General features: G+C 52.3%; 21 protein-coding genes and 1 pseudogene. 9 read left to right on the top strand and 13 right to left on the bottom strand.

All coding sequences use genetic code 11. The features are described 5' to 3' along the window. The 3 genes from ACA071_RS22380 to ACA071_RS22370 all read right to left on the bottom strand — a co-directional run bounded on the left by ACA071_RS22380 (position 1) and on the right by ACA071_RS22370 (position 2,965). Positions 1-363, bottom strand: a complete 363-nt coding sequence (locus ACA071_RS22380) for an Mpo1-like protein (RefSeq protein ID WP_497641145.1) — start codon at positions 361-363, stop codon at positions 1-3. Positions 364-471: 108 nt separating this feature from the next. Beyond that, positions 472-1,956: a methyl-accepting chemotaxis protein gene (locus ACA071_RS22375; RefSeq protein WP_497641143.1), complete on the bottom strand. Its 1,485-nt coding sequence runs from the start codon at positions 1,954-1,956 to the stop codon at positions 472-474. 202 nt (positions 1,957-2,158) lie between these two features. Beyond that, positions 2,159-2,965: a TatD family hydrolase gene (locus ACA071_RS22370; protein ID WP_497641142.1), complete on the bottom strand. Its 807-nt coding sequence runs from the start codon at positions 2,963-2,965 to the stop codon at positions 2,159-2,161. Between the two features lie 234 nt (positions 2,966-3,199). Here ACA071_RS22370 and ACA071_RS22365 point away from each other — a divergent pair, with 234 nt between their 5' ends. The 3 genes from ACA071_RS22365 to ACA071_RS22355 all read left to right on the top strand — a co-directional run bounded on the left by ACA071_RS22365 (position 3,200) and on the right by ACA071_RS22355 (position 5,714). Beyond that, complete coding sequence (locus ACA071_RS22365; protein ID WP_497641141.1) at positions 3,200-4,621, top strand: MltF family protein; 1,422 nt, start codon at positions 3,200-3,202, stop codon at positions 4,619-4,621. A gap of 101 nt (positions 4,622-4,722) precedes the next feature. Continuing rightward, on the top strand, positions 4,723-5,157 hold the full coding sequence (locus tag ACA071_RS22360) for a DoxX family protein (protein WP_497641140.1): 435 nt from the start codon (positions 4,723-4,725) through the stop codon (positions 5,155-5,157). 248 nt (positions 5,158-5,405) lie between these two features. Beyond that, complete coding sequence (locus ACA071_RS22355) at positions 5,406-5,714, top strand: class I SAM-dependent methyltransferase (protein ID WP_497641139.1); 309 nt, start codon at positions 5,406-5,408, stop codon at positions 5,712-5,714. A 3-nt stretch (positions 5,715-5,717) separates the two neighbouring features. Here ACA071_RS22355 and ACA071_RS22350 read toward each other — a convergent pair. Then, positions 5,718-6,047 (bottom strand): annotated as a pseudogene (locus tag ACA071_RS22350) (GreA/GreB family elongation factor); the annotation flags it as partial. A 346-nt stretch (positions 6,048-6,393) separates the two neighbouring features. Here ACA071_RS22350 and gmtY point away from each other — a divergent pair. The 4 genes from gmtY to ACA071_RS22330 all read left to right on the top strand — a co-directional run bounded on the left by gmtY (position 6,394) and on the right by ACA071_RS22330 (position 13,615). Then, positions 6,394-7,740 carry a gamma-mobile-trio recombinase GmtY gene (gene gmtY, locus ACA071_RS22345; protein ID WP_497641137.1) on the top strand — a complete coding sequence of 449 codons (1,347 nt, stop codon included), beginning with the start codon at positions 6,394-6,396 and terminating at the stop codon, positions 7,738-7,740. Next, entirely contained in the window at positions 7,737-11,483 is a 3,747-nt protein-coding gene (gmtZ, locus tag ACA071_RS22340) for a gamma-mobile-trio integrase GmtZ (protein ID WP_497641135.1), read from the top strand. The genes gmtY and gmtZ overlap by 4 nt, the downstream gene beginning before the upstream one ends. Positions 11,484-11,492: 9 nt before the next feature. After that, on the top strand, positions 11,493-12,092 hold the full coding sequence (gene gmtX / locus ACA071_RS22335) for a gamma-mobile-trio protein GmtX (RefSeq protein WP_497641134.1): 600 nt from the start codon (positions 11,493-11,495) through the stop codon (positions 12,090-12,092). 701 nt (positions 12,093-12,793) lie between these two features. Next, positions 12,794-13,615: a hypothetical protein gene (locus ACA071_RS22330; protein ID WP_497641133.1), complete on the top strand. Its 822-nt coding sequence runs from the start codon at positions 12,794-12,796 to the stop codon at positions 13,613-13,615. Positions 13,616-14,017: 402 nt separating this feature from the next. Here ACA071_RS22330 and ppa read toward each other — a convergent pair whose 3' ends face one another. The 6 genes from ppa to ACA071_RS22300 form a co-directional block, all read right to left on the bottom strand. Next, positions 14,018-14,548, bottom strand: coding sequence for an inorganic diphosphatase (gene ppa, locus ACA071_RS22325; RefSeq protein WP_497641131.1), 531 nt, complete (start codon positions 14,546-14,548; stop codon positions 14,018-14,020). Positions 14,549-14,574: 26 nt separating this feature from the next. After that, positions 14,575-14,871 carry a DUF6388 family protein gene (locus ACA071_RS22320; RefSeq protein WP_497345921.1) on the bottom strand — a complete coding sequence of 99 codons (297 nt, stop codon included), beginning with the start codon at positions 14,869-14,871 and terminating at the stop codon, positions 14,575-14,577. A 66-nt stretch (positions 14,872-14,937) separates the two neighbouring features. Next, the gene (locus tag ACA071_RS22315; protein WP_497645369.1) at positions 14,938-16,044 is read right to left on the bottom strand and encodes a D-alanyl-D-alanine carboxypeptidase family protein; all 1,107 of its coding nucleotides are present in this window, start codon (positions 16,042-16,044) and stop codon (positions 14,938-14,940) included. 219 nt (positions 16,045-16,263) lie between these two features. Beyond that, the gene (locus ACA071_RS22310) at positions 16,264-17,649 is read right to left on the bottom strand and encodes a sensor histidine kinase (protein WP_497641130.1); all 1,386 of its coding nucleotides are present in this window, start codon (positions 17,647-17,649) and stop codon (positions 16,264-16,266) included. Then, on the bottom strand, positions 17,627-18,307 hold the full coding sequence (locus ACA071_RS22305) for a response regulator transcription factor (protein ID WP_214380597.1): 681 nt from the start codon (positions 18,305-18,307) through the stop codon (positions 17,627-17,629). The genes ACA071_RS22310 and ACA071_RS22305 overlap by 23 nt, the downstream gene beginning before the upstream one ends. 66 nt (positions 18,308-18,373) lie before the next feature. Continuing rightward, positions 18,374-19,536, bottom strand: a protein-coding gene (locus ACA071_RS22300; RefSeq protein WP_497303756.1) for an IS3 family transposase whose coding sequence is annotated in 2 segments (ribosomal slippage) — positions 18,374-19,281 and positions 19,281-19,536 — 1,164 coding nt in all. Because the reading frame shifts where the segments join, the coding sequence is not laid out codon by codon here. Between the two features lie 391 nt (positions 19,537-19,927). Here ACA071_RS22300 and ACA071_RS22295 point away from each other — a divergent pair. After that, positions 19,928-20,131, top strand: a complete 204-nt coding sequence (locus tag ACA071_RS22295) for a hypothetical protein (protein ID WP_214380598.1) — start codon at positions 19,928-19,930, stop codon at positions 20,129-20,131. Positions 20,132-20,720: 589 nt separating this feature from the next. Here the strand turns inward: ACA071_RS22295 and ACA071_RS22290 are convergent. The 3 genes from ACA071_RS22290 to ACA071_RS22280 all read right to left on the bottom strand — a co-directional run bounded on the left by ACA071_RS22290 (position 20,721) and on the right by ACA071_RS22280 (position 24,156). Next, the gene (locus tag ACA071_RS22290) at positions 20,721-21,107 is read right to left on the bottom strand and encodes a DUF1850 domain-containing protein (protein ID WP_214380599.1); all 387 of its coding nucleotides are present in this window, start codon (positions 21,105-21,107) and stop codon (positions 20,721-20,723) included. Then, on the bottom strand, positions 21,104-23,131 hold the full coding sequence (locus ACA071_RS22285) for a TRAP transporter permease (protein WP_497641129.1): 2,028 nt from the start codon (positions 23,129-23,131) through the stop codon (positions 21,104-21,106). Before ACA071_RS22285 ends, ACA071_RS22290 begins: the two co-directional genes overlap by 4 nt. Before the next feature lie 74 nt (positions 23,132-23,205). Continuing rightward, positions 23,206-24,156: a TAXI family TRAP transporter solute-binding subunit gene (locus tag ACA071_RS22280; RefSeq protein ID WP_497345930.1), complete on the bottom strand. Its 951-nt coding sequence runs from the start codon at positions 24,154-24,156 to the stop codon at positions 23,206-23,208. A 225-nt stretch (positions 24,157-24,381) separates the two neighbouring features. On the opposite strand from ACA071_RS22280, the gene ACA071_RS22275 reads away from it, so the two are divergent. Then, complete coding sequence (locus tag ACA071_RS22275) at positions 24,382-25,704, top strand: chloride channel protein (RefSeq protein WP_497641127.1); 1,323 nt, start codon at positions 24,382-24,384, stop codon at positions 25,702-25,704. The last annotated feature ends 5 nt before the right edge of the window (positions 25,705-25,709 follow it).

The raw sequence follows: 25,709 nt of genomic DNA, 5'->3' as shown, positions 1-25,709 counted from the left end.
TCAGCGCCGGTGGCGCTTGCGCCAGGCGCGCCACCAGCCGCCACTGAGGAAGAACCTCGGGAAGGTCAGGAATTGCTCGACCAGCAAGCGCGACATTGCATCTTTGCGATCACTGAACGGCTCGGAGGCTTGTGCCTCCAGGCTGTGACCGTGGCGCTGCAGGCCCAGGCCGGCAATCACGCCGATGACGCCAATCACGATATTCAGCAGATTCAGGCTGAACACCCCGGAAACAATTAACAGAAACCCGATGATGAACAGCGGCACGGCAATCAGGTGCAATGCCAGATTGGTCGGGTGCTGGTGATTCTGCGGGTAGGACTTCCATTGCCAGGCCGGAAGGTTGGGGTGACGTTTGCCCATGATGAAACTCCTCAAATCCATGTTGAACACAATGGTTGAAGAATAGGCGTGGCGCGGGCGGGCGGCGAATCGAGGTTGGCTATCGGAGTGATAGCGGCGATGGCGCCCTCAGAGTTTCAACTGTCCGATCGCCTTGCTCAACTCCCCGGCCAACGTCGCCAATTCATTGCTGGTGTTTGCTGAATCCACGGTTTGCTGCACGGTATTCTCGGTCACGTCGCGAATGCTTACCACCGATCGATTCATTTCCTCTGCCACATGGCTCTGCTGCTCCGCCGCCACCGCGATCTGGGTATTGCTTTCACGCATCTGCGCCACCGCGCTGGTGATTTGCGCCAACGCCGCGCCGGCTTCCTGCGCCTGCTGCACGCAATCGTCGGCCTTGAACGAGCTTTCCTGCATGAAGTCCACCGCGTCCCGGGTCCCAGCCTGCAACGCCGACACCATCAGGGTGATTTCATCGGTCGAGGCTTGCACGCGCTTGGCCAGGTTGCGTACTTCATCGGCGACCACCGCAAAACCACGGCCCATTTCACCGGCCCGCGCGGCCTCGATGGCGGCATTGAGCGCCAGCAGGTTGGTTTGCTCGGCGATGCTGTGAATCACACTGACCACGCCGTTGATCTTCTGGCTGTCTTCGGCCAGGCGCTGGATCATCTCGGCGGTCTGCTGCACGCCGCTGGACAACCCGGCAATCGACTTTTGCACCCGGCTGACCACTTCCTGTCCGCTGCCGGCGAGGGTGTCGGCGCTTTGCGACAGGTCGCGGGTGGCGCCGGCGTGCTGGGCGATATGGTAGACCGTGGCGGTCATTTCATTGATCGCTGTGGCGGCCTGGTCGGTTTCGCTTTGCTGGCCGAGCATGCCGTGACGCACATCATTCATGCTCGCCGCCAGCCGAGCTGCACCGACATCCAGTTGCCGGGCGGTGTTCGCAACCGTGTTGACCACCCGCTGATAACCGGCCTGCATGGCGTTGAAGGCATTGGCCATTTGCCCGACTTCATCTTTGCAAGCTAAAGGAACGCGGGCTGACAGGTCGCCGGTTTTCTCGACGTGCAGCATCACGTCTTTCAAGGTGTTGAGCTGGCTGAGCAAGAAGCGGATCAGCAATTGCGAAGCGCCGAGCATCGCCAGCATCAGGATCGCCACCGCCATCGCATAGTTGAAGAAACGCTCGCCGAACACTTGGCTCAGGCTCGGGCCGTAAGCGATGACCGCGACTTGCTGGCCGTCGGCGCGGCTGAACACCTCGGCGCCCATCAACGGGTTGTCGCCGAACAGCGGCATGTTGTTGATCTCGACCCAACCGCTGTTGGTATCCGTCAGCTCCAACACCGGTTGTTCGTTCAACCGTGGTGCCTGGCCGTGGCTGAAGGTCAGCACGTTGTCGGCCTTGGGCAGCGGTTGCCCGGCGGGCCAAGCGTTAAGCAAACGCGCCTGGGCCTGGGCCGATGCCTGGGATGCATGGCTGCGGGCCTGTTGTTCGAGTTGCACGGCGTACAACACCAACAGCAGGGTGGTGACGAAGGCGACCGCGTTGACCGCCCAGAATTTGTATTTCAGCGAGATGTTGCTAAGCCAGGCACCCATAGGAAGGTCTTCTCTGATAGCGGAAACAGCATTGGCAAGGTGCCAGCATTGTGCCGCTATGCAGGTCAGGAGGTTTTGATATGGGTCAAGTTTGAGTGAGGGGTTGGCGCAAGGACGCCATCGCGGGCAAGCCTTGCTCCTACCGGGCGGACGACATCAATCCGTAGGAGCAAGGCTTGCCCGCGATAGCGTCGGCACGGTTTCAATCGATTGAAGGCAGCCCAAAGAATGCTCGCGCACAGGCAGTGGTGTGCGCCGCGAGGTCTTCCTCGCTCTCCCCGCGATGCAGCGCCACTTCACGCAACACCTCAGTCAAATACGCCGGCTCGTTACGGCCATTCTTCGGTTTCGGCCGCAGGCTGCGCGGCAGCAGATAAGGCGCATCGCTTTCAAGCATCAAGCGGCCGCGTTTGATTTCTTTCACCAGCGGATGCAAATGCGTGCCCCGACGCTCGTCGCAAATCCAGCCGGTGATGCCGATGTGTAAATCCAGATCGAGGTAACTGAACAGCGCTTTCTTTTCACCTGTGAAGCAATGCACCACGGCGGCGGGCAACTGATCGCGGTAGTCACGCAGGATTTCCAGCAAGCGCTGACTGGCATCGCGCTCGTGGAGGAATACCGGCAATTGCAACTCCACCGCCATGGCCAGATGTTGCTCAAGGACCTTTTCCTGCTGCGGACGCGGCGAGAAGTCGCGATTGAAATCCAGCCCGCATTCGCCCACGGCCACCATGTTCGGCTCCTTGAGCAAACTGCGCAGGCTTCGCTCGCTGTCGGCGTTCCAGTCGCTGGCGGAGTGGGGGTGAATGCCGGCGGTGGCGAACAGTCGTTGCGCGCCTTCGTCCAGTTGTCGACACAGCTCCAGAGCCTGTTCGCTGCCCTCGACGCTGGTGCCGGTGAGCACCAATTGGCAGACCCCGGCGGCGTACGCGCGATCAAGTACAGCCTGGTGTTTTTCGGCAAAACTGGGGTTGGTCAGGTTGACGCCGATATCGATGAGTTGCATGGTGCTACCTCGGACCAAAGGCCGGAAAGCATATCAGAGCTGTAGATTTATAAGAAAAGCCAAGAACTACAACGAGTTAAAGCTGTCTCTTGATGCCGCGAGACAGGTCGGGTTGGTGAAACTGCCATCACTGTGCCAGTCTTTCGCACTTTGCCAGCGCTCAAGGCGCTCTGTTTCTGTCGTTCGATGTCATGAATTTTCGTGAGGTCGGCCAGTATTCTTTCCGGAGAGTGGATGACACGTCCCTCGGTTTTGCTACTGCTGTGTTGTTCGTTGCTGCTGCCGATGCCGGCGGTTGCGCGTCTGGCCGGACCGCTGCAAGCCGTGCCGTCCACCAAAGTGCGCGACCTGGCGGAAATCCGCAGCAGCCGCGTGCTGAAGGTCTTGGTCAACCAGAGCCGCAACAGCTCCGGCGAAGTCCAGGGCCAGGCCATCGGCGTCGAATACCATCGCCTGCGAGCCTTCGAGCAATACCTCAACGGCCATGCGCGCGACGGCCAGGAAATCACCCTCAAGATCATCCCTAAAGCCAAGGATCAATTGCTCGGCGCGTTACAGCGCGGGGAGGGCGATCTGGTGGCGCCGGGGGAATTGCTCGATCCGCAATCCGGTCACGCCGTCAGTACCAGTGAACCGATTGCCAGCAACGTGCCGCTGATTCTGGTCGGCATCAAGGGTGAGCGTCGCTACACGAAACTCGAACAACTCTCCGGCAAAACCCTGGCGCTGCCCACGGGGAGCGCCGCCGGGGATGCGGTCAGTCAGATCAATCAAAAACTCGCTCTGCACAAACTGGCGCCGGTGAAAGTCGAGTGGGTCGATCCGAGCCTGGCGGTCGAAGATGTTCTGGAGATGGTCCAGGGCGGTATCTTCCACCTGACCATCGTCGAGCAACCGATCGCCGAGCGCTGGGGCAAGATCCTGCCCAAGTTACGTTTTGATCGACAAGTGCTGATCAGCGAGCCCGGTGAGGAATACTGGTTCGTGCGCCGCGATGCCTCGATGCTGCGGGCGAGCATTGATCGGTTCCTGACCACCTACAAAAAGCCTTCGGATGAGGACGTGGCGTTCCTGCGTATCTACCGACGCTTGTACCAAGTGCACTATCCGTTGGCCAAGGCTGATCGACAGCGCCTGGAAAAACTTCGCCCGGTGCTGCAGAAGCACGCGGATGCGCAAGGCATGGACTGGTTGAACCTGGCGGCGCTAGCGTTCAAGGAATCGGCGTTGCAACCCGGGGCCCGCAGTGGCAGTGGCCCGACTGGTTTGATGCAGATCACCCCATCCGCGGCCCAGCGGGTCGGTGTCAACAATATTCAGAACCTCGATGCCAATGTGCAGGCCGGGGCCAAGTACCTGGCGATGATCCGCCGCAAGTTCTTCTCCAGCCCCAAACTCAATGAGCGTGAGCGCATGGCGTTCGTGCTGGCGGCCTACAACATGGGCCCGGAGCGGGTTCAAGGCATGCGCGCCGAAGCCCGGCGGCGGGGCTTGAATCCAAATCAATGGTTCTTCCAGGTCGAGCGCATTGCCATGGAGCAGGTGGGGATGGGCGCCGTCAGCTATGTTAATAGCGTGAACAAGTATTATTTGGCGTTCGATCGGGAGCGAGAGTCGTTGGAGCCCCAGGGGCAAAAAGTGGCCTCACGGAAATGATCGACTAAACTGATTGTTATAGCGGAATTTTTGCGCTTTTAACATTCGATTTACTGATTAATATAGCGGCCAACCAACACACACTCAATGGATGACACAGCATGAGCACACTGATCAACAAGGTACTGTTTACCCGCGCTGGCTACGGCCTGACTGTTCTGCGGATCTTTGTCGGCATCATTTTCGCAGCCCACGGCTCGCAGAAACTCTTCGGTATGTTCGGTGGTTACGGCATCGCCGGTACCGCGCAGTACATGGAAAGCCTCGGCCTGGCGCCGGGTCACCTGATGGCGATCCTGGCCGGTGGCACGGAGTTCTTCGCTGGCCTGGCGTTGATCATCGGCCTGCTGGTACGTCCAGCCGCGCTGGGGCTGATCTTCCTCTCGCTGGTGGCGATCTTCACCGTGCACCTGCCTAACGGTCTGTTCATGGCCAACAACGGTTACGAGTTCGCCCTGGCCCTGCTCGGTGGTAGCTTCGCGGTGCTGATCGAAGGTGCCGGCAAGCTTTCGATAGACCGCGCCATCGCCGGCTGACCGCTCTGGCTCAACGAAAAGGCCCGCATTGTGCGGGCCTTTTTTGTTGCGCGTCATTCTTGACACTGTCCGGTCAGGTTCTCTAGGATGCTGCTCATGCGCCGATTTAAACAGCTACTTGCGGGGCGCCAGGTGACTCATTCAGTTGCCGATAGAAGCCTGAAACAGGCTTCGAAATACCGCTAAAGCGCTGGTTCGGTGTTGCCTCTCACCTGCCATGCAGACTTTTGAGGCAGAGACACGACCCAATGAATGCACTAAGCCCAGTTGTACGCCCCGCGCCGATCACGGCACACCTCACCCAGCGCAATCCAAAAATCCTGCTTGGCGGCAATCATCAGCCGACGCTCCTGCGTTATCTCGATGGCTGGCCACGTCGCACCGGCGGTCCTGCCGCGTTCCTGATCCAGTTTGTCGAAGACGGCGAGTCCCTGACGCGATTTGCCAACGACTGTTTTGACCTGGCGGTGATTCAATCGCCGAGCCTCGAAGACGCGCCCGAAGTGATCAAACAATTAACCCGTGTCGCTCGGCAGGGGCTGATTACTCGCCGCTGAGGCTTAGGGATACTCGATCGCCACGATATATACGCATTGCTCGCCGGTAGGCGTCTGGACCCGAACTTCAGCGTCCAGCGCCTTGCCGATCAGTGCCCGCGCCAATGGCGAATCAATGCTGATCAATCCCAGTTTCAGGTCCAGCTCATCCGGGCCAACGATGCGATAGCGCGATTCCTTGCCCTCTTCATCTTCAATGGTGACCCAGGCACCGAAATACACCTTGTTCGGATCGCTGGGTTTTTCGCTGACGACTTTCAGGGCTTCCAGTCGCTTGGTGAGAAAACGCACGCGGCTGTCGATTTCGCGCAGCATTTTTTTGCCGTAGGTGTATTAGCACCCCATGCCATCAATACTATTTTAATCCTATGTCTGATACGCAAGATATGTTCCGGTTGTAGTTTCTATCGGTAGGTATAGAGGTTGCTGACTGGAAGAATGAGCTTGGATAAGCAGTTAGGCTCCGAGGGGAAGTAAAGTTTTCCGATGAAAGGTAGTTCCTAGGAAAAATACCTAAAAATTTATGACAATTCCCCCGCGCTGCGCTGCGAAGAATAGTATGTCGAGGATACTAAGTGGGGATATATGCTAATAATTTGCCGTGACTGCTTAAAAACCATGTTGTAAAAGCTGTGCGCCTTCTGGCGGAATGAAGGTAACAGCTCGCATGGTGAACGCTATGGCGTATGTGATCAAGTTACGGGTGCGCTACCGCAGCGATGCTACTGGTCGTGATATACGCCTGCCTGCGTTATTTACCGAAACTGGGATTCTGATCTCACTGCTGAGATACTTGGCCTCCAAGCGAATGAGTGAATCATGGCGCGAGAAGTGCGTTTTTTCCGTCAGGCTTTTAATTGAGTATATCAACGCTAATGTTGGAAGATTTGTGAACGCAACTACATTGCTGGAGAATTTTTCAGCGTGCCTCGTCACTGGATCAATTAGATTGGAGGATGCATTTGATCCTAGCGGTCTGTACTGGTCTCCACGCAAGTCCAAGGACGCGGAAGATATTCTGAAGATGGTGACTTTTTATACTGATTGGCTAACTAATCAAGATGGGTACTCCGGTTTTAGAATCAACCCTTTTCGTAAGGCCACATCTGTCGAGCAGCGCCTCAATTGGTGCGCGTACTATCATAAAAAATACAACGTGTTTCTTAATCACTTGATGAGTGACGAAGAGGCAGCCAAGAGAGCTGTGTACACGAGAGCAGTTAAAATTTCTTTGGGGTCTAAAAAACAAATAGTCGAGGTTAAGCGGTTTCCAGAGTCTCAAATTCAGAGACTCCTTTCTAATGGGTTTGTAGTTAAAAAAAACCCAAGGGGTAATTTTGATGGACCGCAACCTGATTATAAAAGCCAAGCAATTGCTATTTTGCTTCATTATGGTGGTTTGAGGAAAAGTGAATTTGCGCCGTTGTATCTCTCAGATATTGAGATAGATCATCTGCGGAACGAAGCGATAGTCCGTGTATTTCATCCAGCTGATGGTGAGTCGCCAGACCCTGCTTACCGAACCAGGAGAGAATTTTTAGCCGCTCGATACAGATTGTTGCCTCGCAATGAGTATCCTAAGAGCAAGCGTTTGCACGCAGGATGGAAAGCTCCTCTTCTAACGGACTCAAGAGGGTGTTTTCAGGTGAATTTTTTCCCTCCCAGCGCAGCTCGATTATTTCTGGCTGCATTTCGTAACTATCTAATGTTTCAACGAGTCGATCCGCCGGAATGGGCAGATCACCCGTATGCATTCACAAATAGTGACGGAGCACCTGAAACTCTAAAGAATTATCAGCGAATTCACACTGCGGCGGTGCAGCGAATTGGCTTAGAGCATAAGAAGTACCACGGTACGACTGAACACGGACATCGACATAGTTATGGTTATCGTTTGTCTGATCATGGATTTAGTCAGATCGAAATTCAAAAGGCAATGCATCACAAAAGCCCAGACTCTTGTTTGATTTATATTGAGAACACATCCGAAGAAATTAGAAATAAAATGAGGGGGGTGGGCTTGTGAGAGGTTTTAAGGAATTTTATCCGACTCTGGCAGATGCTAGTCGGGCCGCAATTGCTTTAGGTATAGTCGATGCTCCAACATATAAAAAAGGATACAGGCAAGATGTAAAATTGCCTTCTAAGCCGGAAATGGTTTATGCAGAGTGGAAAGGTTGGAGGGATTTTTGCGGAAGGGGATATTACGAATCGCTCAGTGATGCCGCAAAAGCAGTTAGAATGTTAGGTGTAAAAAGTCGAAAGGCTTATGTGGCTATATATAAAGAAGACCCGCGACTGCATCGTAGACCAAACGAATATTACCCTGATTGGACTGACTGGTATGAATTTTTAGATGTAAAAAAGCCTAAGCATCGTAATCATTATTTTACTATTTATGAGGCATCCCATGCTGCAAAGAAGCTTGGTATAAAGGGAGCCCAGGATTACAAAAAAAACTATTATTTGGATCCAGGGCTCCCGTGTTATCCGGCTCTTTACTACCGTGATTATTGGGTTGGATGGAGTGATTTTCTTTCTGGTACGATTCCTGTTGTTGTGTATGAAACATTAAGTAAAGCAAGCGACGCGGTTCGTTCTTTAAATATTCATAACGAATCGGATTATCGTGAAAAATATACGGCGGACCCATGGTTGCCTGAGTTTCCTGAAGTAACATATAAATCAGAATGGCAGGGCTGGATCCATTTTATAATAATGGGTAGCATCAGGATATATTCAACGCTTATAGAAGCGCAGGAGGCAGTGCAGAAAATAGGAATTAAAACGCGTGCACAATATACTGAGTTTTTCTCTCAAGATCCTAAGTTGCCGGTTAGGCCAGACAAGGTTTATTCAAAAGTTTGGGTAAGCTGGAACCGTTTTTTACAAATTTCGACTTCCAACCCAAAGTATCATGTTATTGAAGATGCCCAGAGTGCAAATTATCGACTAGGCATTACGTCTTCGCACCAATACCGTAATGCGCATAAGTTTGACCCAGCGTTGCCGTCGGCACCATCCCGTTTTTATAGAAATCAGTGGTCTGGCTGGATTTCTTATTTGATCCCGCTTAAATTGGATTGTCTCGATCATATTGCACATGCTGCAAAGGTATTGGGCATTAAGAGCGCTCTCGATTACCGGAAAAAATATAAATTGTGCCCAAGATTGCCTGCCCATCCTGAAAGAGTGTTTTCTGATGAGTGGATAGGGTGGAGTGATTTTCTAGGGGTGGAGCCGTTTTATAGTTATGTTGACGCAAGTGAAGTGGCGCAGCTTGCAGGTATAACCACACAAGCAGACTATGTGGCTTATATTAAAAAAACTGGAGATCGACGGTTGCCTCGAACTCCGGCTGAAGTATATATCTCCGAATGGACTAGTTGGCATATTTTTCTTGGTAAGCCTGAGCCTTATATTTCAGTGAATATTAGGACGCCATTTTTGAGATGGGGTGAACTTATAGTCGAGTATAAAAAAATTGCGAGGGGTGGGGGTAGTAAGGAAAATACCCTGTGTAGGTTTGTCAGGGATTATGTTCAGAAGCAAAACTTGGGTGATACGCCAGAACTGTTTTTGACTCGTATGAATACGGACCGCCGTCCATTTATGCTATTTATGGCGCAGGCATGTAAGCCAGGCGGCGAAAGGAAGATGTTAACCTCTGTAAATGGTTTTTTGAATTTTGTAATTAAGAGTTATTTGACTGAAGAAGATGAAGAAACCGGTGAGCTTGTAGTCGCTTTGAATGCGAAAAATCCATTTTTAACAATTGAGTTGGAACTTGAGGGTTCATCTAAAACACTTGATGAGTCAAACAAGCCTGCGCTGGCTTATCATTTTGTGACAGAGATCAAAAATTGGATGTTGCCTCCTGAGGCAAAGAGCTTTTCAGATCTAAAGCATTTGCATGAGTTTGATGCTGACTGGGTCGATGTGGATGAGGAACTCATTGATTTAAATGATCCTAACTGTGTCATCCGCCAGTATGCAGGGAAGGTGAGAGTTTGGTGCCCGATCTATTGGATGCACGCTTATGTGTGTACCGCAGTACCAGCTCGGGGGCGGCAAATTGCTTACAATGATTCAGGGGAAGGAGATGAACAAGTACTGGATATCTCATCAGACGGCCAAGCCATTTGGATAAAAAATGACCATGCATTATCAGGTGTAACTAACAACCAAAGTTTTATCAGAAGTTATCCAGGGCAGGAACTTGGTATGCACTTTACCACTAACAAGACGAGTGCCTCCGACGCCGGGTTAGATGTTCCATGGATACCCGTCGAGTTGGTTTATTGGTTGGTGCAACTCCGAAAATGGCAATCGAAGTATAATCCGATCACCAGAGCAATGCCTTGGGTTGAGTGTAACCGTACAACACTGAACGAAAAGCAACGCAGGGCTAAAGGGGCGAACTGTTTTTTGTTTCGAGACGTTGGCTCCGAGGAATGTGGTTTTTTCTCAAGTCGTATATCGAATCGTCTGGCGGCTGCTTTGTTTAATGTTCAACAGAGAGGGATTAAATTAGCTAGTTGTATTGGTTCACCAAGAGCTTTGGGGTCATATTCTAGTATCTATACTCCCCACAGTATGAGGGTAAGCCTAATTACTGCTTACATACTGGAGTTCGGGTTACCTATGTCGATTGTGATGAAAATCGCAGGTCACTCCTCTATTGTTATGGGTATTTATTACGTGAAGGTTAATTCCGAATCGTTGCGAAAGCGCTTTGATGAGGGGGAGAAGTTGGCGCTTAAAAATAAGGCCATGACGGTTCAGTCGATGCTTGAACAGAATAGAGTGGACGAAATTCAACATGAGTTTGTTTCAAATTCTGAAGAATCACTTATTCGTCTGAGTAAGAGCGGCTCTGGTGGTTTTTTATTTCGAGATTACGGCGTTTGTCCGTTTGCAGGTAGCAGATGTAATGATGGTGGAGATTTTGTTGGTCAAACTGGAGTGAGGAGTCCAGTCCAAAATGGTTATCTAGGGCGGCAAAATTGTCCGCGTTGCCGGCACTTCCTGTCAGGGCCGGTCTTCTTAGGAGGGTTGATTTCATTACAGAATGAAATTTGCTTGCAAGCGCGAATTCAATATGAAAAGTATAGTGATATTGAGGTGAGAATTAACGAACTAAATAAGGCGGTCGATGCTTGCGATGACGAGCAGTTGAAATCCTTGAAGTTAGGTAAAAAATATGATTCGGGTGATCGTGACTTCAATGAAAGTAGGATCAGAAAACTCCGTTCGGAGCTTGAAGGTGCTGCTATGAAATTGGATATGTTTCTGTGCGATATACAAAGTATCGCTAAACTTGTGAAGCAGTGTGAGGCCTTGTTGAATAAGCAAGTGCATCAGAAGGATTCGAGTAATTTGCCGCAGCTTATATTTCAATCAGGACATGAAATTCATTTGGCTGCGGAGGAAACCTCCCATTTTCATCAATTAAGTGAAGTCTGTGAGAATGCTGAAATTTACGAATCAGCTTCAGCCTCTTTAGCGCTCTCAAGTCGCTCGCAGATGCTGGATAAAATGTTTTTGTTGAACAATTTTAGGCCAGTGATGTGCTTGCTTGATACAAATCAACAACTGGTTATTGGTAATCAACTTACGAAGCTCGTCTTAAGCAGGCTTAAGAGTTGGGAGCGAATCGACGCGCTGGTCGCCGGAAAAATTCATATGGTCGACTTAGCGGACGATGAGAGGATAACAGAAGCAGATTTAAAAGCGCTGTTCCGGTCGGATTTGAAAAAGATCAGATAGGTGGTTTGTATGAATCAGTTAGACCTTCTCAATACCTTAAAATCAAAATCGTCGGCCAAAGTAGCTAAAACACTAGATGCAATCTATTTGATATGTGACGAGCAGCGTGCTCATGGCTCAAAAGATTTTTCTTATTCAATGATATCCAAGCTCGGGCGAGGTAAAGGTGTTCCGAAAGTGCAGAGCATCAGGAACTCGACCGGAGAAAATTACAGGACTCTCATACAATCTTTCGCCGCTACGGCGAAACCAGATACTTCAACTGAAAGAGGTAAGAGTGGTGATGGCTGGGTTGAAGATATTAAGGATTTGAGGTTAAGGCTGCTTGTTAATATGAAACTTGCAGAGCTGGCGGAGGCCAATCGTCTTATTAGAGAGTTTGTGCCGCCGGGATTGGAGATTAGAATCGATGATCGTCAGGGGCCGCGGGCTGATTTTAGATTTGACGAAGTTGAACGTCGTGCATTGGAGTATTTGGTATCTCCCGACTTTTTGGCTATGTGGCGATTTAAGCTCGGGTCAATGGGGGATATATTGGATCAGAATGGTACAAGAGTATTCAAGCCTATGACTATAGATGCTATTAAGAAAGCGTTGCAGCATCTATGATACAAACGTATCTCACAACCCACGGACATGTATAGCGCCAATTCATTCCAGGCGCGTATCATAGGTGAGTTACTAAAGGAATATTGATAATTTATGTCCCTACTCAGGGATACTCCATTACCTAAGTGGGCGGGCGGCCAAACCGGCGACCGGTATTTGAAGGGCGTTCGGAAAGCTTGCAGAGGGCTGGTTGTTGTGAACAGATATTAACCCAATCTGTCGGCGGGCTTTCAAGCGAAATGCGGTGATTAAAATATCAACGTAACTGACTTGCGATGGTAACACAGATGAGGCGCTGTTTTGCTAGGTGGCGTACGCCTTGATGGACGCGTCTGCCAAGTGAGTCTCCAGTGCGCGTTCCCATAAATACGTACAGAATACGGTTTGTCAAATTTTCCAAAAAGTTTCTTGCGGTATTGGGCTATACCAACTAGTAATTAGGTGTGCCGAAAATTCATGGGTTCCCTAGTTGGTGGGTGTGCCATGCGAAAGGGAAATTAAAAACTAGCCACGCCAAGCGGTTGATTCGAATTAGTGTCCTGTACCAATAGCTTCTTCGCCTGCATTATCGTCAGCCCGTTGTCGGCCGGTCATGGCGATGGCTCAGCGAATAGGGGAAGTTAACTGACTTGCCTGAAACTATTTTGCAATACCGGGGAAGAGCGTCGTCGCAACCAAAACGGAAAAGAAGGCGTACTGCGTTGTTAATCATCAGTCGCAGCGGCACTGGTTTTTTTAGGCGCTTTTCGTTTTGTTTTTTTACTCACAACAGGCGGATGAATATGAATAGGAATGATAGGCGTCGTTTTGAAACGGAATTCAGGAAGTTGATTCGCACGGGATGCGACCATTGCGGGCTGTGCGGAAAAGCTCTAGAGCATAACTGTAAAACCTTTGGGGGCTTTGACGCTCATTCTCAAGTGGTGCTGTCGGGGGAGTGTTGTTCGCATCGGCTGGCTGCGACGTTAGTTTCTGGCGTCTATGTCACCAAAAATATTGAAAGCCTTCCGCCTGGGAGCGCTACTCGTGGAAGACATCCACTATCGCAAGAGGACGTTGCAATCGCTATTGACTCGGTACGGTCGCATTTCATTTCTCTGGATCAGATGTCTGACACTGTGATGAAGCAGGCAGGGATTAAACGTCAGCCGACTAGCGTGTCTATGGGAGACACTCCTTGGAAGACTGATGATGCTGCTTGGTTTAAGAGCCATCCGAGCCGATCACATCGAATGAGGCCTATGTACGATGGGGAGGCCCCGAGCCTATCAAAAGAACTCACGGCAGATAAGCCACCTGAAAAATATCGCTACGAAATTCTGGTTCGGCAGGTAGATGTCGGAAAACGCGTCCGCACGCTTTTTTGCCGGAACACCGAAGTACCCATTTTGGATACTGAAGAGGTAGTACATGCTCTGTTTGACATCGTTGCCCATTCCGGCAAGTCAGGAGTTATCAGCTTTGAAGAGGTGGAGGCGCTAGCTGTTAAATATGGGGTGCCTCCTTTTGCAAAGCCCCACTAGCCGGACAGCGTTTTGCACTCAACCATCCGTTTGCGCGATTTCCTTCGTGCGCGTTGCGAAGCGCTGCAATTTGGCTCATCAGCGAATACTGCTCAGCAGTCGTTTTCGTCAAAATGGCGGCAGACCGACTTTTTCAACAGAATCGGCTGATTGTTGCCTGTTGTGAGGGGCAGTAAACATCCCATAGCTGTCGGTCAGCAAGGGCGGAACTCAGCAAAATCTGTCGCTGGCGATAATGCGCAAATAGAACCACAAGTTGACGGAAACATGTGTCTACGCAATCAGGGATGATAACAATGAAGTAAACGATGGCGAAGACTGCGAATGTGCCATCGGCCTAAGCCCGCTTATGTTCTGCGTCATAAGTATGGATATGTCACTTTGACTCAGGAGTTCCAAAATCTAGCTTTTTACATAGGTGGCTACCGACTTGCGAATCTCCTCCCTCGCCTCATCTGCGCTCCCCCAGCGGCCCATCTTCACCCACTTGCCCGGCTCTAACACTCTGGAGTTTTCGAAATAATGCTGGATCTGGGCGAGCAGTAGTACGGGAAGGTCTTCCCATTCCTTCACGTTGCTGTACAACGCGCTAAGCTTCTCGTGCGGTACCGCTATTATATTGGCTCCCGGGCCGGTTTCGTCCGTTGTGTACATAACACCAACTGGTCGACTGCGAACAACAACGCCAAGCGATACTGGGTAAGGGCAAATCACCAGTACGTCCAGAGGATCGCCATCATCACATAGCGTATTTGGAATAAATCCGTAGTACGCCGGATAGAGCGTTGCTGTACTGAGGAAGCGTTCGACGAAAATCTGCCCACTTAGTTTATCCACCTCGTAATTAACTGGAGAATGGTTTGCAGGGATATCAATGACCGTAAAAAAATCATCGGGAATTTCGTTACCTGCTGAAAAATCTTCATAACTCATATTCGTACTCCAATGACTTAAGAAGACTACCCATTAATCCCATTCAGTTTGCAATACTCCTCCCACTCCATTTCTACCATTTCTGCCACCTCTCGATGAAACTCCAGGGTCAAATTTTTCAGTTCTTCGGGAGACTCTGAAATCAATGTAAGCGTTAGCTCCCATACCTCGATCCCCAGCCGCATGGCTTCTTGTTCAAAGGCCGACTCGATGCAGAATTTTTTATCGTCCGGACTCAGTCCTTGGACGGCGTCGTTGAGTGATGAGTCGCCATTGAAGAACTTCGACAGCGCTAATTCTCTTCGCAAGTCATCCGAGTTCATCAGCTACTCCGGCCCTGTGAGTCGTCCGGGCATTTTCTTCCCAGTGTGAGGTCGCCTTTGCCACGGTCATGCAATCTCCGGCTCATCGAACCAACCGCGGATCGTTTGGTAAAAAAACAGATGCATTGTGTCCCACCAACGTCTCCACCAAACACCCGGTTCACCGTCTTCAAGTGCTACCAGTGGTAGGCTGCCCAGTTTTTGCTCAGCATCGTACAGATCCAGTCTTCCAACGACGGTGCCAGCAGAGATAGGCGCTTCAAGTGGTCCGTCAATCTCCAGACGTGTCTCTACTTCACGATTTTCATTCTTGGGTAATGTGAGGGTCATATCGTCCAACAATCCCAAGGCGATCAATCGTTCTTTACCCTTCCAGAGTGCAGACCACGTGAGTATTTCCCCTGCTTTTTTGTAGGTTTGGGTGTCGTAGAAGCGAAAACCATAGCCCATGAGCTTTTCCGTCTCTGCCGTGCGTTTAAGCGCGCTGCTGGCGCCAAATATCACACTGATCAAGCGTCGCCCAGCTCGGTGCGACGAAGCCGCCATGCAATAACCAGCGGCCTCAGTATGGCCAGTCTTCAATCCGTCAAAGCTTGAGTCGCGCCATAAAAGTAGATTGCGGTTGGCTTGCCGAATGCCGTTCCAAGAAAAGTGTTTTTTGGAGTAAAGCGCGTAAGAGTTAGCCCCTTGGCTGATGATTGCCCGCGCCAACAAAGCCATATCGCGGGCAGATGAATAATGCTCTGGGTCAGGCAGCCCGGTGGAATTCACAAAGTGCGTGTTACTCATGCCGAATACAGATGCAGTCGAATTCATCATCCCGACGAAGGCGCCCTCACTTCCAGCCACATGTTCGGCGAGTGCAACGCTTGCGTCATTACCAGAGTCAATGATCACACCGCTCAGCAAGTTGCGAACAGAAACCGAACTGCCTGGGTCGAGAAACATACGTGAGCCACCCGTGCGCCAGGCATTTTCGCTAATTGAGACGCTGTCATCATCTTTCATGTGCCCGGCCTTGATCTCACGTGTGGCGACAAACGCCGTCATCATTTTTGTCAGGCTTGCAGGGGGAAGTCGCTTATCGCTGTTGTGACTGGTAATGACGCTTCCCGTAGCCGAGTCGATCAGAATCCAGGCTCTAGCCCCGAGCTTTGGCGCGGCTGGGATCATCGCTCTTGGCGCGTTATTTTCAGCAAGGGCATGGTTAGCGAAGACTACAGGCATCGTTAGACAGAACAGGGTTAACACAAGCGGGGACAACAGGTATCTCACAAGGAAGAGGCCCTAGATCAACATAAAGTGGTGTAAAGCTAGCCCTCAGGGTGGCGAGCCTCAAAATTAAGCTGGATTAATTTAAATTTAATGTGCCGGTATCGATAAATCCGCAAATCAACCGGAAACCGTCGGGCAGATAATCAAGACACGGGTTCCGCTATGCATAGCGGCAGGCTGAATATCCAACGTGTAGCCGTGCAATTTCACGATGGCCGCGACCAGGGATAATCCGAGGCCATGGCCGGGTTGCATTCTGCTAGCGTCCCCTCGATAGAGCCTGCGGATGACGTGTGTACGGTCTGTCTCGGGTATGCCAGTGCCATCGTCAGCAACTTCAATGATGACCGTTGAATCCTTGATACTTCCCCGCAGTTTGATGTGCCCTCCCTCTGGGGTGAATTTGATGGCGTTATCGAGCAGGTTGACCAAGGCTTCAAACATCAACGAAGAGTCGCCATACAGTTGAGGCAGGTTATTGGCAATTTCCAGAGAGAGCGTCTGAGAGCGGTCGAGTGCCAAAGGCTCATAAAATTCATGCGCTTGCTGTAACAGCGCCATAATTTTGAAAGGTGCAAATGCCGAGCGGCGACGAATGTCGTCGAGTTCAGCAACCCGAAGCAATCCTTGAAAACGCACCATGATCGATTCGCTTTCCTCAAGGGCTTGGTTCAAAGTTTGCTCGTGATCGTTGTCCATAGGCAGTTGCTGGAGCTGATAAAGCCTTGCACGCAGCCGAGTTAGTGGCGTACGCAAATCGTGAGCGACACCATCACAAACACTTTTGACCTCATGCATCAGTTGCTCGATATGATCGAGCATCGTATTCACGGCATTTGCCAGCATATCCAATTCATCGCGACGGGCGGATAAGGGTAAACGCTCCGACAAGTTGCCTGAAACGATGCTCTCGGTACAAAGCTGTAGGCGTTTGACACGGCGTAAGGGCAGACGCCGCAACAAGTGCCAACCAATCAATCCGGGGATGAGTGTTAACGAAAGTCCCCACATCAATGCCTGCTCGATAATCCCGCCAACGGCTAAAATCGAGCCGCCGTCACGCGCGAGAATAAGAATATGCCCGTCGGGGCGACGTGCTAGCAGGGCATAACTGCTTCTGGTTTCTTTGTCAGGTAACGCAATGCTCAGTCCGCGCTCAAGATAATGAACCTTGCCATCATCAGGCAAACTGGAGCGCAGTTTGAGCAGGTCTCCTGCAACGTGTTGTCCGTCGGAAGTGAACAATCCGTAAGCATCGATCCCGGGCGTTGAGTAGGCTTCACTGGCAGCCAGTTCTTTCACCAGTTTTTTGTCATCGATTTTTTGATAGTAGTGGGCACGCTGCAATAATGTCCGCTCTGCAACGGTGCCCAGGTAGTGGGAGATTTCCCAGTACAACACCCCGGTGAAGAGTGCCCCCCAAACCACAAAAAATATGGCGTAGAACCCGATCAATCGACTACCGGATGAGCGCCACTCCTCAGTTTTTGGTAGCAAGGACATAGCCGGCACCGCGTATTGTATGAATGACGGGTGTGCCTTCGTCGCCTTCAAGCTTTTTGCGAAGCCGACCAATGTGAACATCAATGATGTTCGTCCCAGGATCGAAGTGATAACCCCAGACCTCTTCAAACAGCATGGTCCGAGTGACCAACTGGCCGGCACTGCGCATCAGGTAATTGAGCAGCTTGAACTCGGTCGGTAGCAGCAGAATGTGTTCATCATTTCGAGTCAGTTTGTGTTCGACCAGATCCAGTCGCAGGTTTCCGCAACAAAGTTGCGGATGGCCTGCGTCTACACTGGTGCGCCTAAGCAATGCGTCAAGACGCGCAACCATCTCGATAGCAGAAAAGGGTTTGGTCAGATAATCATCGCCGCCCGCACGCAGACCCTGAACGCGCTCATCGACGTCTGAAAGTGCACTGATCATCAGGACAGGTGTTTGAATCCCAAGACTACGCAACGTACTGACAATGGTTAGGCCATCAAAATCGGGAAGCATTCGATCCAGGGTAATGGCGTCATAACCTCCCGCAATCGCCAGTGCTAATCCGTCGCGTCCAGTTGCGGCCCATTTCGCACTGAAACCATGGCGTTGGAGTTCAGTGATGATGACTTCCGCCGTCACCTTGTCGTCCTCTATGACCAATGCGCAATTCATACCTTCCTCCGCTTCAGCCTGCTCTTAACGCTTGCGACTCAATGCCGCCTTGGCAGGTTGTAGTGGTCAACTAATCCCGGACACGACGTTAAGTTTTTCTTCGGCCCGAGCTGGCGCCAGCCCACCATTGAATTGATGGGGTCGAACCCAGTTGTACCGATGCATCAAGAAATGGCTGATATCGCGCTGGGCTTCTTGAGCCGTTCGGTAACCCGTGGTCGGTATCCATTCCGTTTTCAAGCTGCGGAACACGCGCTCCATTGGCGCGTTGTCCCAGCAATTCCCCCGGCGACTCATGCTCTGGCGCATGCGATAACGCCACAGCCGCTGGCGAAATAAACGACTCGCATACTGCGACCCTTGATCCGAGTGAAACAGCAGGCCCTGAGGTCTTCCGCGCTGCTCGTAAGCCATATCCAGCGCCTTGATAACCAGATCGGCGTCCGGCTTTTCCGACAACGCCCAGCCCACCACCCGGCGCGTGCAAAGATCCAGCACGACAGCCAGGTAATGCCATTTCCCCTGGGCCCAGATGTAGGTGATGTCGCCGCACCACACCTGGTTGGGTGCCGGAACATCGAACTCCCGATTCAAGATGTTCGGGATATCCAACCGTTCAACCGTCGCTCGTTTATAGGCATGTGATCCGGGCTGTTTACTGACGAGGTCAAGCTCACGCATCAGGCTGCGCACTTTGAATCGACCGAGCTGCTCACCGTCGTCACGCATCAGCGACAGGATGCTGCGGCTGCCCGCAGCACTGCGACTTTGCGAGAACAGCTCGCTCACCCGGCTGCGCAACCGAAGCCGTTCGACATCAGGCGTTCGGCGCCTAAGGTGCTGGGCGTAGTAGCACGAACGGGTGACTTCAAACACCTTGCACAGCCAATCAATCGGCTCATGGACGCTCAGCTGATTGATCAGCGCGTACGCTCGTGATCTTCCGACATCAAGAGCGCGGTAGCCTTTTTTAATATCGATTTTTCCCGTTCAAGGCGGGCGATCCGGGCTTCCAGCTCCTGGATTTTCTGCTGTTCCGGGGTCAGCGCTTTGCTCTGCGGAGTGACGCCTTGGCGCTCCTGCTGAACCTGATCAACCCAGCGGCGCAGGGCCGACTCGCCGACGCCGAGTGAACGGCTGGCTTCGATGTAGCTGTAGTTTTGTTTGAGCACGAGGTCGGCAGCCTCGCGTTTGAATTCAGCAGAAAAGGAACGGCGTTGTTTGGTCATTTGACACCTCGATCTGGCGAGCATTCTCACCTAAATGGGTGTCCGGTTTCATTAGACCACTACAGGTCCACCTTAGTGACCAGCGCAGCGGCCGAAGATTAAATTTTCTTAACCCACCTTAACCTTGATGCATGCCAAAGCACCGATATATTCGAAAACTGATGCGCTCCGCACCGAGAGGAGGGAAAACATGACCCCTTATTTGGCGTTCTTTTTGTTAGCCTTTGGTTTGATGTGTACCTACGCAAGTTGGGTCACTGCATGAAGCATTCAGGTGTACCTGATGTAGATCTGGGGCTATCAACCAGCCTCTTGCAACCAACGAATTCATGCTGATGTCAATTGTATAAGGATGCAGATCAATGCTCGGTTTCAGCCTTTGGAGCCCCCTATGACTCGGCAAAAAGAGTTTTTAGCAAAAGCGTTGGAAATACATCATGAGTACCAACAGGCGACAGCTGTCATCCACGCCATGATGAGTAAAAACATGGCCGTAGGTTCCGAGTGGGATGCTGCTGTCGCCAGGCAGCTCGCAGCTCTTGACACTTGGATGGAGCTTCCTAGAGGTTACGGAGACTTCCAGGCTGTCGACTGACCTTCATTTCAATAGATTTCCAGATCATGGCGTCTACCACAGGTGTGCAGTTCCAGGGGTGAGTGGGCGCGCTGAGTCTGCGCTTCGTGCGATATACGTCCCATTCACCTGATTCACTAAAGGAGTCGCAACGGGGCCCCGCACCTAGTCGACCTATTTCTCCCGCTTGAGGTATCTTGCTACGCCACAGACGCTCGAATCGTTTGCGCGAATTGGAGAGGGTGGCTTTGTCTATCGGTGAGCAAAAACTGGGGAGGGGAATGGACGAAATATTTGTCGTGCAAAAACGTCCATTGCCTACGGACGATGGGCCTGTTTATCGAGACGCGGTGAACAATTCCAACACGTATTTTTATTACCGGATCGTCAACACGGTTACGGGTATCTTCTTCAGTGAAAAGTACTTAGTGTGCGAAGAAGCAGAGACCGTATGCCAAAGTTTAAATCTGATGGGGCGCGATGACCTTTCTCGTTATCCATCCTAACCTTTGGTCGCTGGCAAAATGCGCTCATAAATGTCGATAGGCGTTTTTTCAGTCTGCCAAGTCGTTTACCTGTCTTTCCAAATTCGAATTCGGATATCCAGGCATTAGCCCGTCTCGCAACTCCACATCTGTATGAAAGGCTGGCTGTTGGTCGGTATTCCAACCCACCGGCTCATGAAGTTGCACGCCCCATTAATGCACAATTGGTAGTCTCCAGCCTCCGGAGTACGCCCCAAGCGCAGAGGTTGCAGCGGTGGCAGCTGACGTTGGTAGTGCCAACTGCCATTTTCCAGTCGGGCGTCCTCAGGAACTTCCATTCCCGCACCATTGCCCCGGATTCTGGCTTCCTTCAACACAAGGCCTTGCTTGGTGACGCGGTAGTCCTCCTCCCAACGGATCTTCTCGATAGTGTGGTCCCACGCCAGCGTGAACTGCGAAATGGGCAACTGCGCCCAGACGACGCCAGCGAGACCCAGACACAATCCAATCATGCGTTAGCCGTCCCGACCTGCTTCGACCGCCACACGTGTTGAAGGATCACCAGCAGCCCAAGTGCAAAGCCAATTTCATCGGTCAGCGGCAACGCCACGATTAACAATGCTCCCGCGCCAACACTCAACAAGCGTTCCCATAGCGCCATTTTTTGTTGCAGGTATCCCGTTGATGCCATTCCCCAGAGACCGACCGCCAACGTTGTCTTGATCAACATGTAGGCAGTCATCCATAAATTGCCACCTTGCAACATTAGCGCCGGGTTGTAGACGGCCATGAACGGAATGATGAACCCAGCGAGCGCAATACGGACCGCCCATAAACTGATCTTGAATCCGGTCTCCTTCGCAATCGGTGCTGCGGCAAAACAGGCGAGGGCCACCGGTGGCGTTAGGTCGGCTAGGATGCCGAAATAGAACACGAACATGTGTGACACGATCAGGGGCACACCCAGTTCCAACAGTGCAGGTGCTGCGATTGAACTGGTGATGATGTAGTTGGGAATGGTCGGAATACCCATGCCCAATACCAGGCAGGTGATCATCGTCAGCACCAGTGAAAGCAGCAGGTTGTCCCGGCCAATGGCCAAAATGTAACCCGCAAAGGTTGAGGCGACGCCTGTCAGTGACACTACGCCGATGATGATGCCAACCAGCGCACAAGCAATCCCCACCGGTACCGCATGTCGCGCACCTTCGACCAGCGCATGCAAGCAAATCGTCAGCGTTTCCCGGCCACCTTTTATGAATCCGCACACCAATACCAGCACCGCGATGACTAAAAAAATCACTCCGATTCCCAGCTGGAAGAATCCTGTGCACAGAACTCCGAGGGCGATCCAGAACGCACAGCGCAGGCCAAAATTACGTACTCTGAGAATGATCGCCGAGCCGAGAATGACGATGGCCGTCAGTGCCAGCCCCACCATGCCGGAGAACAGGGGCGTGCGACCGGAAAACAGCAGATAAACCAGAACCAAGAGAGGAGTCAGCAGGTACCAGCTCTTCTTTACCGCGCCCAGTGCACTGGGGCATTGGTCCTTGGGCAGGCCTTTGAGGTTCGAGCGCTTGGCTTCCAGATGTACCATCCAGAACACGGAGCCGAAGTAAAGAATCGCGGGAATCAACGCTGCCTTGGCAATCTCCACGAACGGCACGTTGATAGTTTCAGCCATGATAAAGGCGACGGCCCCCATCACGGGCGGCATCAACTGGCTGCCCATGCTGGAGGTCGCTTCGACCCCGCCGGCAAACGCCGCCCGGTACCCAAAACGCTTCATCAACGGGATAGTGAATTGCCCTGTCGTCACGACGTTGGCAATCCCGGAACCGGTTATGGTCCCCATCAGTGCCGACGAGGCGACTGCGACTTTGGCCGGACCGCCCAGCTTGTGACCGAACAACCCCATGGCGAAATCTGTGAACAACTTGATCATGCCAGCCTGTTCCAGAAAGGCACCGAACAGGATGAACAGGAAAATGTAGGTGGCCGACACGTAGGTTGGTGTTCCGTACAACCCTTCTGTACCAAATGAGAGTTGGTTGATGATCTGGTCAAATCCATATCCCCGGTGTGCCAAGTCGCCGGGCAGATATTCGCCTAACAAGCCATAAGCCAAGAACAGGCCGCAGATGATTGGAAGCGCAATTCCCATTACCCGTCGGGCGGCTTCGAACACCAGTGCGATCAGCACAAGACCAATCACGGTGTCTGCTGTCGTCAGATCGCCGGAGCGCTGAATCAGGTCAGCCTCGAACACCCACTGATACAAAGCCGTGGCAATCCCAGCCAGACTGAGTACCCAAGCCAGCGGTTGCCAGGGACGATCCTTGCCGTAAGCGGGGTAGCTCAGAAAAACTACCCAAAGCAAAAAACCGACGTGTACGGCGCGTAAAACCTGACTTGAGATGGGTGCAAACGCTGCGGTGACAATCTGAAAGATCGAGAACAGCAACGCCACGTAAAACAGGGTTTTTGGCCAGTCTCGCGGATTTGCAGAGATGCCCTGATGATCTTCACTCATTAGCTGCCTGCCTCATGACCACATTGAAAAGAGCGAAAGAAGGCGTAGCGGTCCTGCCGCCACGCCTTGTGTCATTACAACGCGCCCTTTTCCTTGTAGTAGCGTTCCGCGCCCGAGTGCAGTGCTATCGGCAGGTTTTTAGCTGCATTTTCCAGCTTGATGTCCTTGGCCGCTGAATGAGAGTTGCCCAAGCGAGTCAGGTTTTCGAACAACAGCTTAGTCATTTCATAAGCCACTTCATCGGATACATCGGCACGCGTTACCAGAATATTGGTAATCGCAACCGTAGGTACCGCTTCAGGTTGCCCATCATAGGTATTGGCCGGAATCATCGCGCCCTGATAGGCGGGGTTGCCGATTTTTGCGACCACCTCAGTCGGGATTGCAACGTAGTTCAACGGCATGACAGAGGACAAATCGCGAATAGCCGCCATGCCCAACCCGGAAGATTGCAGGGTGGCATCCAACTGCCGGTTCTTGATCAATTCGACCGATTCGGCAAAGGGTAGGTATTGCACTTTACCCATGTCTTCATAGGTCAGGCCTGCGGCTTTGAAGATCGCTCGCGCGTTCAGTTCAGTGCCTGACTTTGGCGCTCCTACGGAGATGGTCTTGCCTTTAAGGTCCGCCAGAGTTTTGATTCCTGACTCTTTGCTGGCCACTATTTGAATGTAGTTAGGGTAAGCACCCGCGATGGCGCGCAATTTGGTTAACGGCGCACTGAAACCGGCGTCTTCCACGCCGTTCTTCGCATCGGCTACGGAGTCCCCCAGTGCGAGTGCCAACTCTCCACGACCGGCTTGCAACAGGTTCAAATTTTCCACCGAAGCTTTTGTGGCCTGAACCGAAGTCTTCACGCCTGGGATGCCGTCGTTATAGATCTGCGACAGGCCAACACCAATTGGGTAGTAAACCCCACTGGTTCCCCCCGTTAGAATGTTGATGAATACTGGAGCAGCCTGAACTGCGGTGGTGACAGCCAACGTAGCGGCGGCTAACAGGGCAAAGCGGCTTATTACTCGCATGGGAAATCTCCGTCTTGTTTTTGTCTGTATGCAGAGTGATTCCACTGTAGTTGATTCAGGCGCGGACAGTGGTGGATTGAGCCAATCTCGGCGGTGGAAGTGCTGGTAAAGGCTTGCAGTGACGGGATGGTTGTCCGCATTGGAGCTAGAGCCGTTGGACGACAGCGCATATCCGGTTAGTCTTGCCAGCACCACAGTCCTGAAACTCAATGGGAATTTGCTCGGGTGATCAAACCGATAGTGCTACTACGCCGCCGCTTCGCCTCCATACGCTGGCGCACACGCGTGACGCTCTGGGCGGCTGCGACCCTGGCGGGCCTACTTGTCGTGATGTTTGCTCGGTTGGCTGATCTGGCACTGACGCAATTTGCGCAACAGACTGCCGAACGGCCCTGGTTGCCGTTTATTTACACACCCTTGGTCGGCATGTTGGTAGTGTGGTTGACCACCCGTTTTTTTGTCGGCTCCCAAGGCAGCGGCATTCCCCAGGTGATTGCCGCCACGCGCCTGGCGCATCAGGGCAAACCCGTCGACAAACTGGTGTCGCTGCGCATTGCCTTTGCCAAGATAGGACTTGGCACACTGGCGCTGACCGGTGGTTTTTCCGCAGGACGCGAGGGGCCGTCGGTGCAAGTCGCTGCTTCGATCATGCATTTCTTTCACCGCTATCTGCCCAATGCGCGAATCATCCGCAGCGAGGACCTTATTCTGGCCGGAGGGGCGGCAGGCATCGCGGCAGCCTTCAATACACCACTGGCCGGTGTGGCCTTTGCCGTCGAAGAGCTGGGGCGCAAGCTTGAGACCCGCACCAGCGGAGTCTTGCTCAGCACGATCATCCTGTCGGGGATGGTCGCCATCGCCTTGCAGGGCAACTACAACTATTTCGGTCACTTCGACATACACGAAATCGGCCTGGATATCATTGCCCCGGTGCTGGTGATCGGAGTTGGCTGCGGGCTGCTGGGCGGCCTGTTTAGTCGGATGTTGCTGTGGCCCCAGCGCCATCATCGATTCGTCCTCTGGGAATGGCGGCGCACGCATCCTGTATGGTTCGCCGGCGCGTGTGGAATGATCGTGGCAATACTGGGCTGGTTGAGTGGCGGTATGTCATTTGGCAGCGGCTACGGGATCACGTCGCAGATCATCGTGTCCGATGTCGGCCTGCCATGGCACGCACCGATCACGCGTTTTCTTGCGACGGTAGTGACTTACTTCTCCGGTATCCCGGGCGGCATTTTTGCCCCGTCCCTGGCAGTCGGCGCCGCTGTAGGAGCCAACGTCGCGGACTTCTTTGGTTTGGCGACGCAGCCTATCATTGCGCTGTGCATGGTCGGTTTTCTGGCCGCAGTAACACAGTCCCCGATCACTTCCGCAATTATCGTGATGGAGATGATCGACAGCCATGGGATGGTGATCAGCCTCATGGCAGTCGCATTGATTGCTAAAGCGGTCAGCGCACGGATGGGGCCCGAGTTGTATCAGCAGCTGGCTCGTGGCTTTCTGCAATCGCCGGATAATGACGTCACAACCCGAAAGACAAATCCTTAGGGTGT

The sequence above is a fragment of the Pseudomonas sp. LBUM1646 genome (assembly GCF_059716165.1).
Note: the sequence above shows the minus strand (reverse complement) of the source record. Positions and strands in the feature narration are given on the sequence as shown.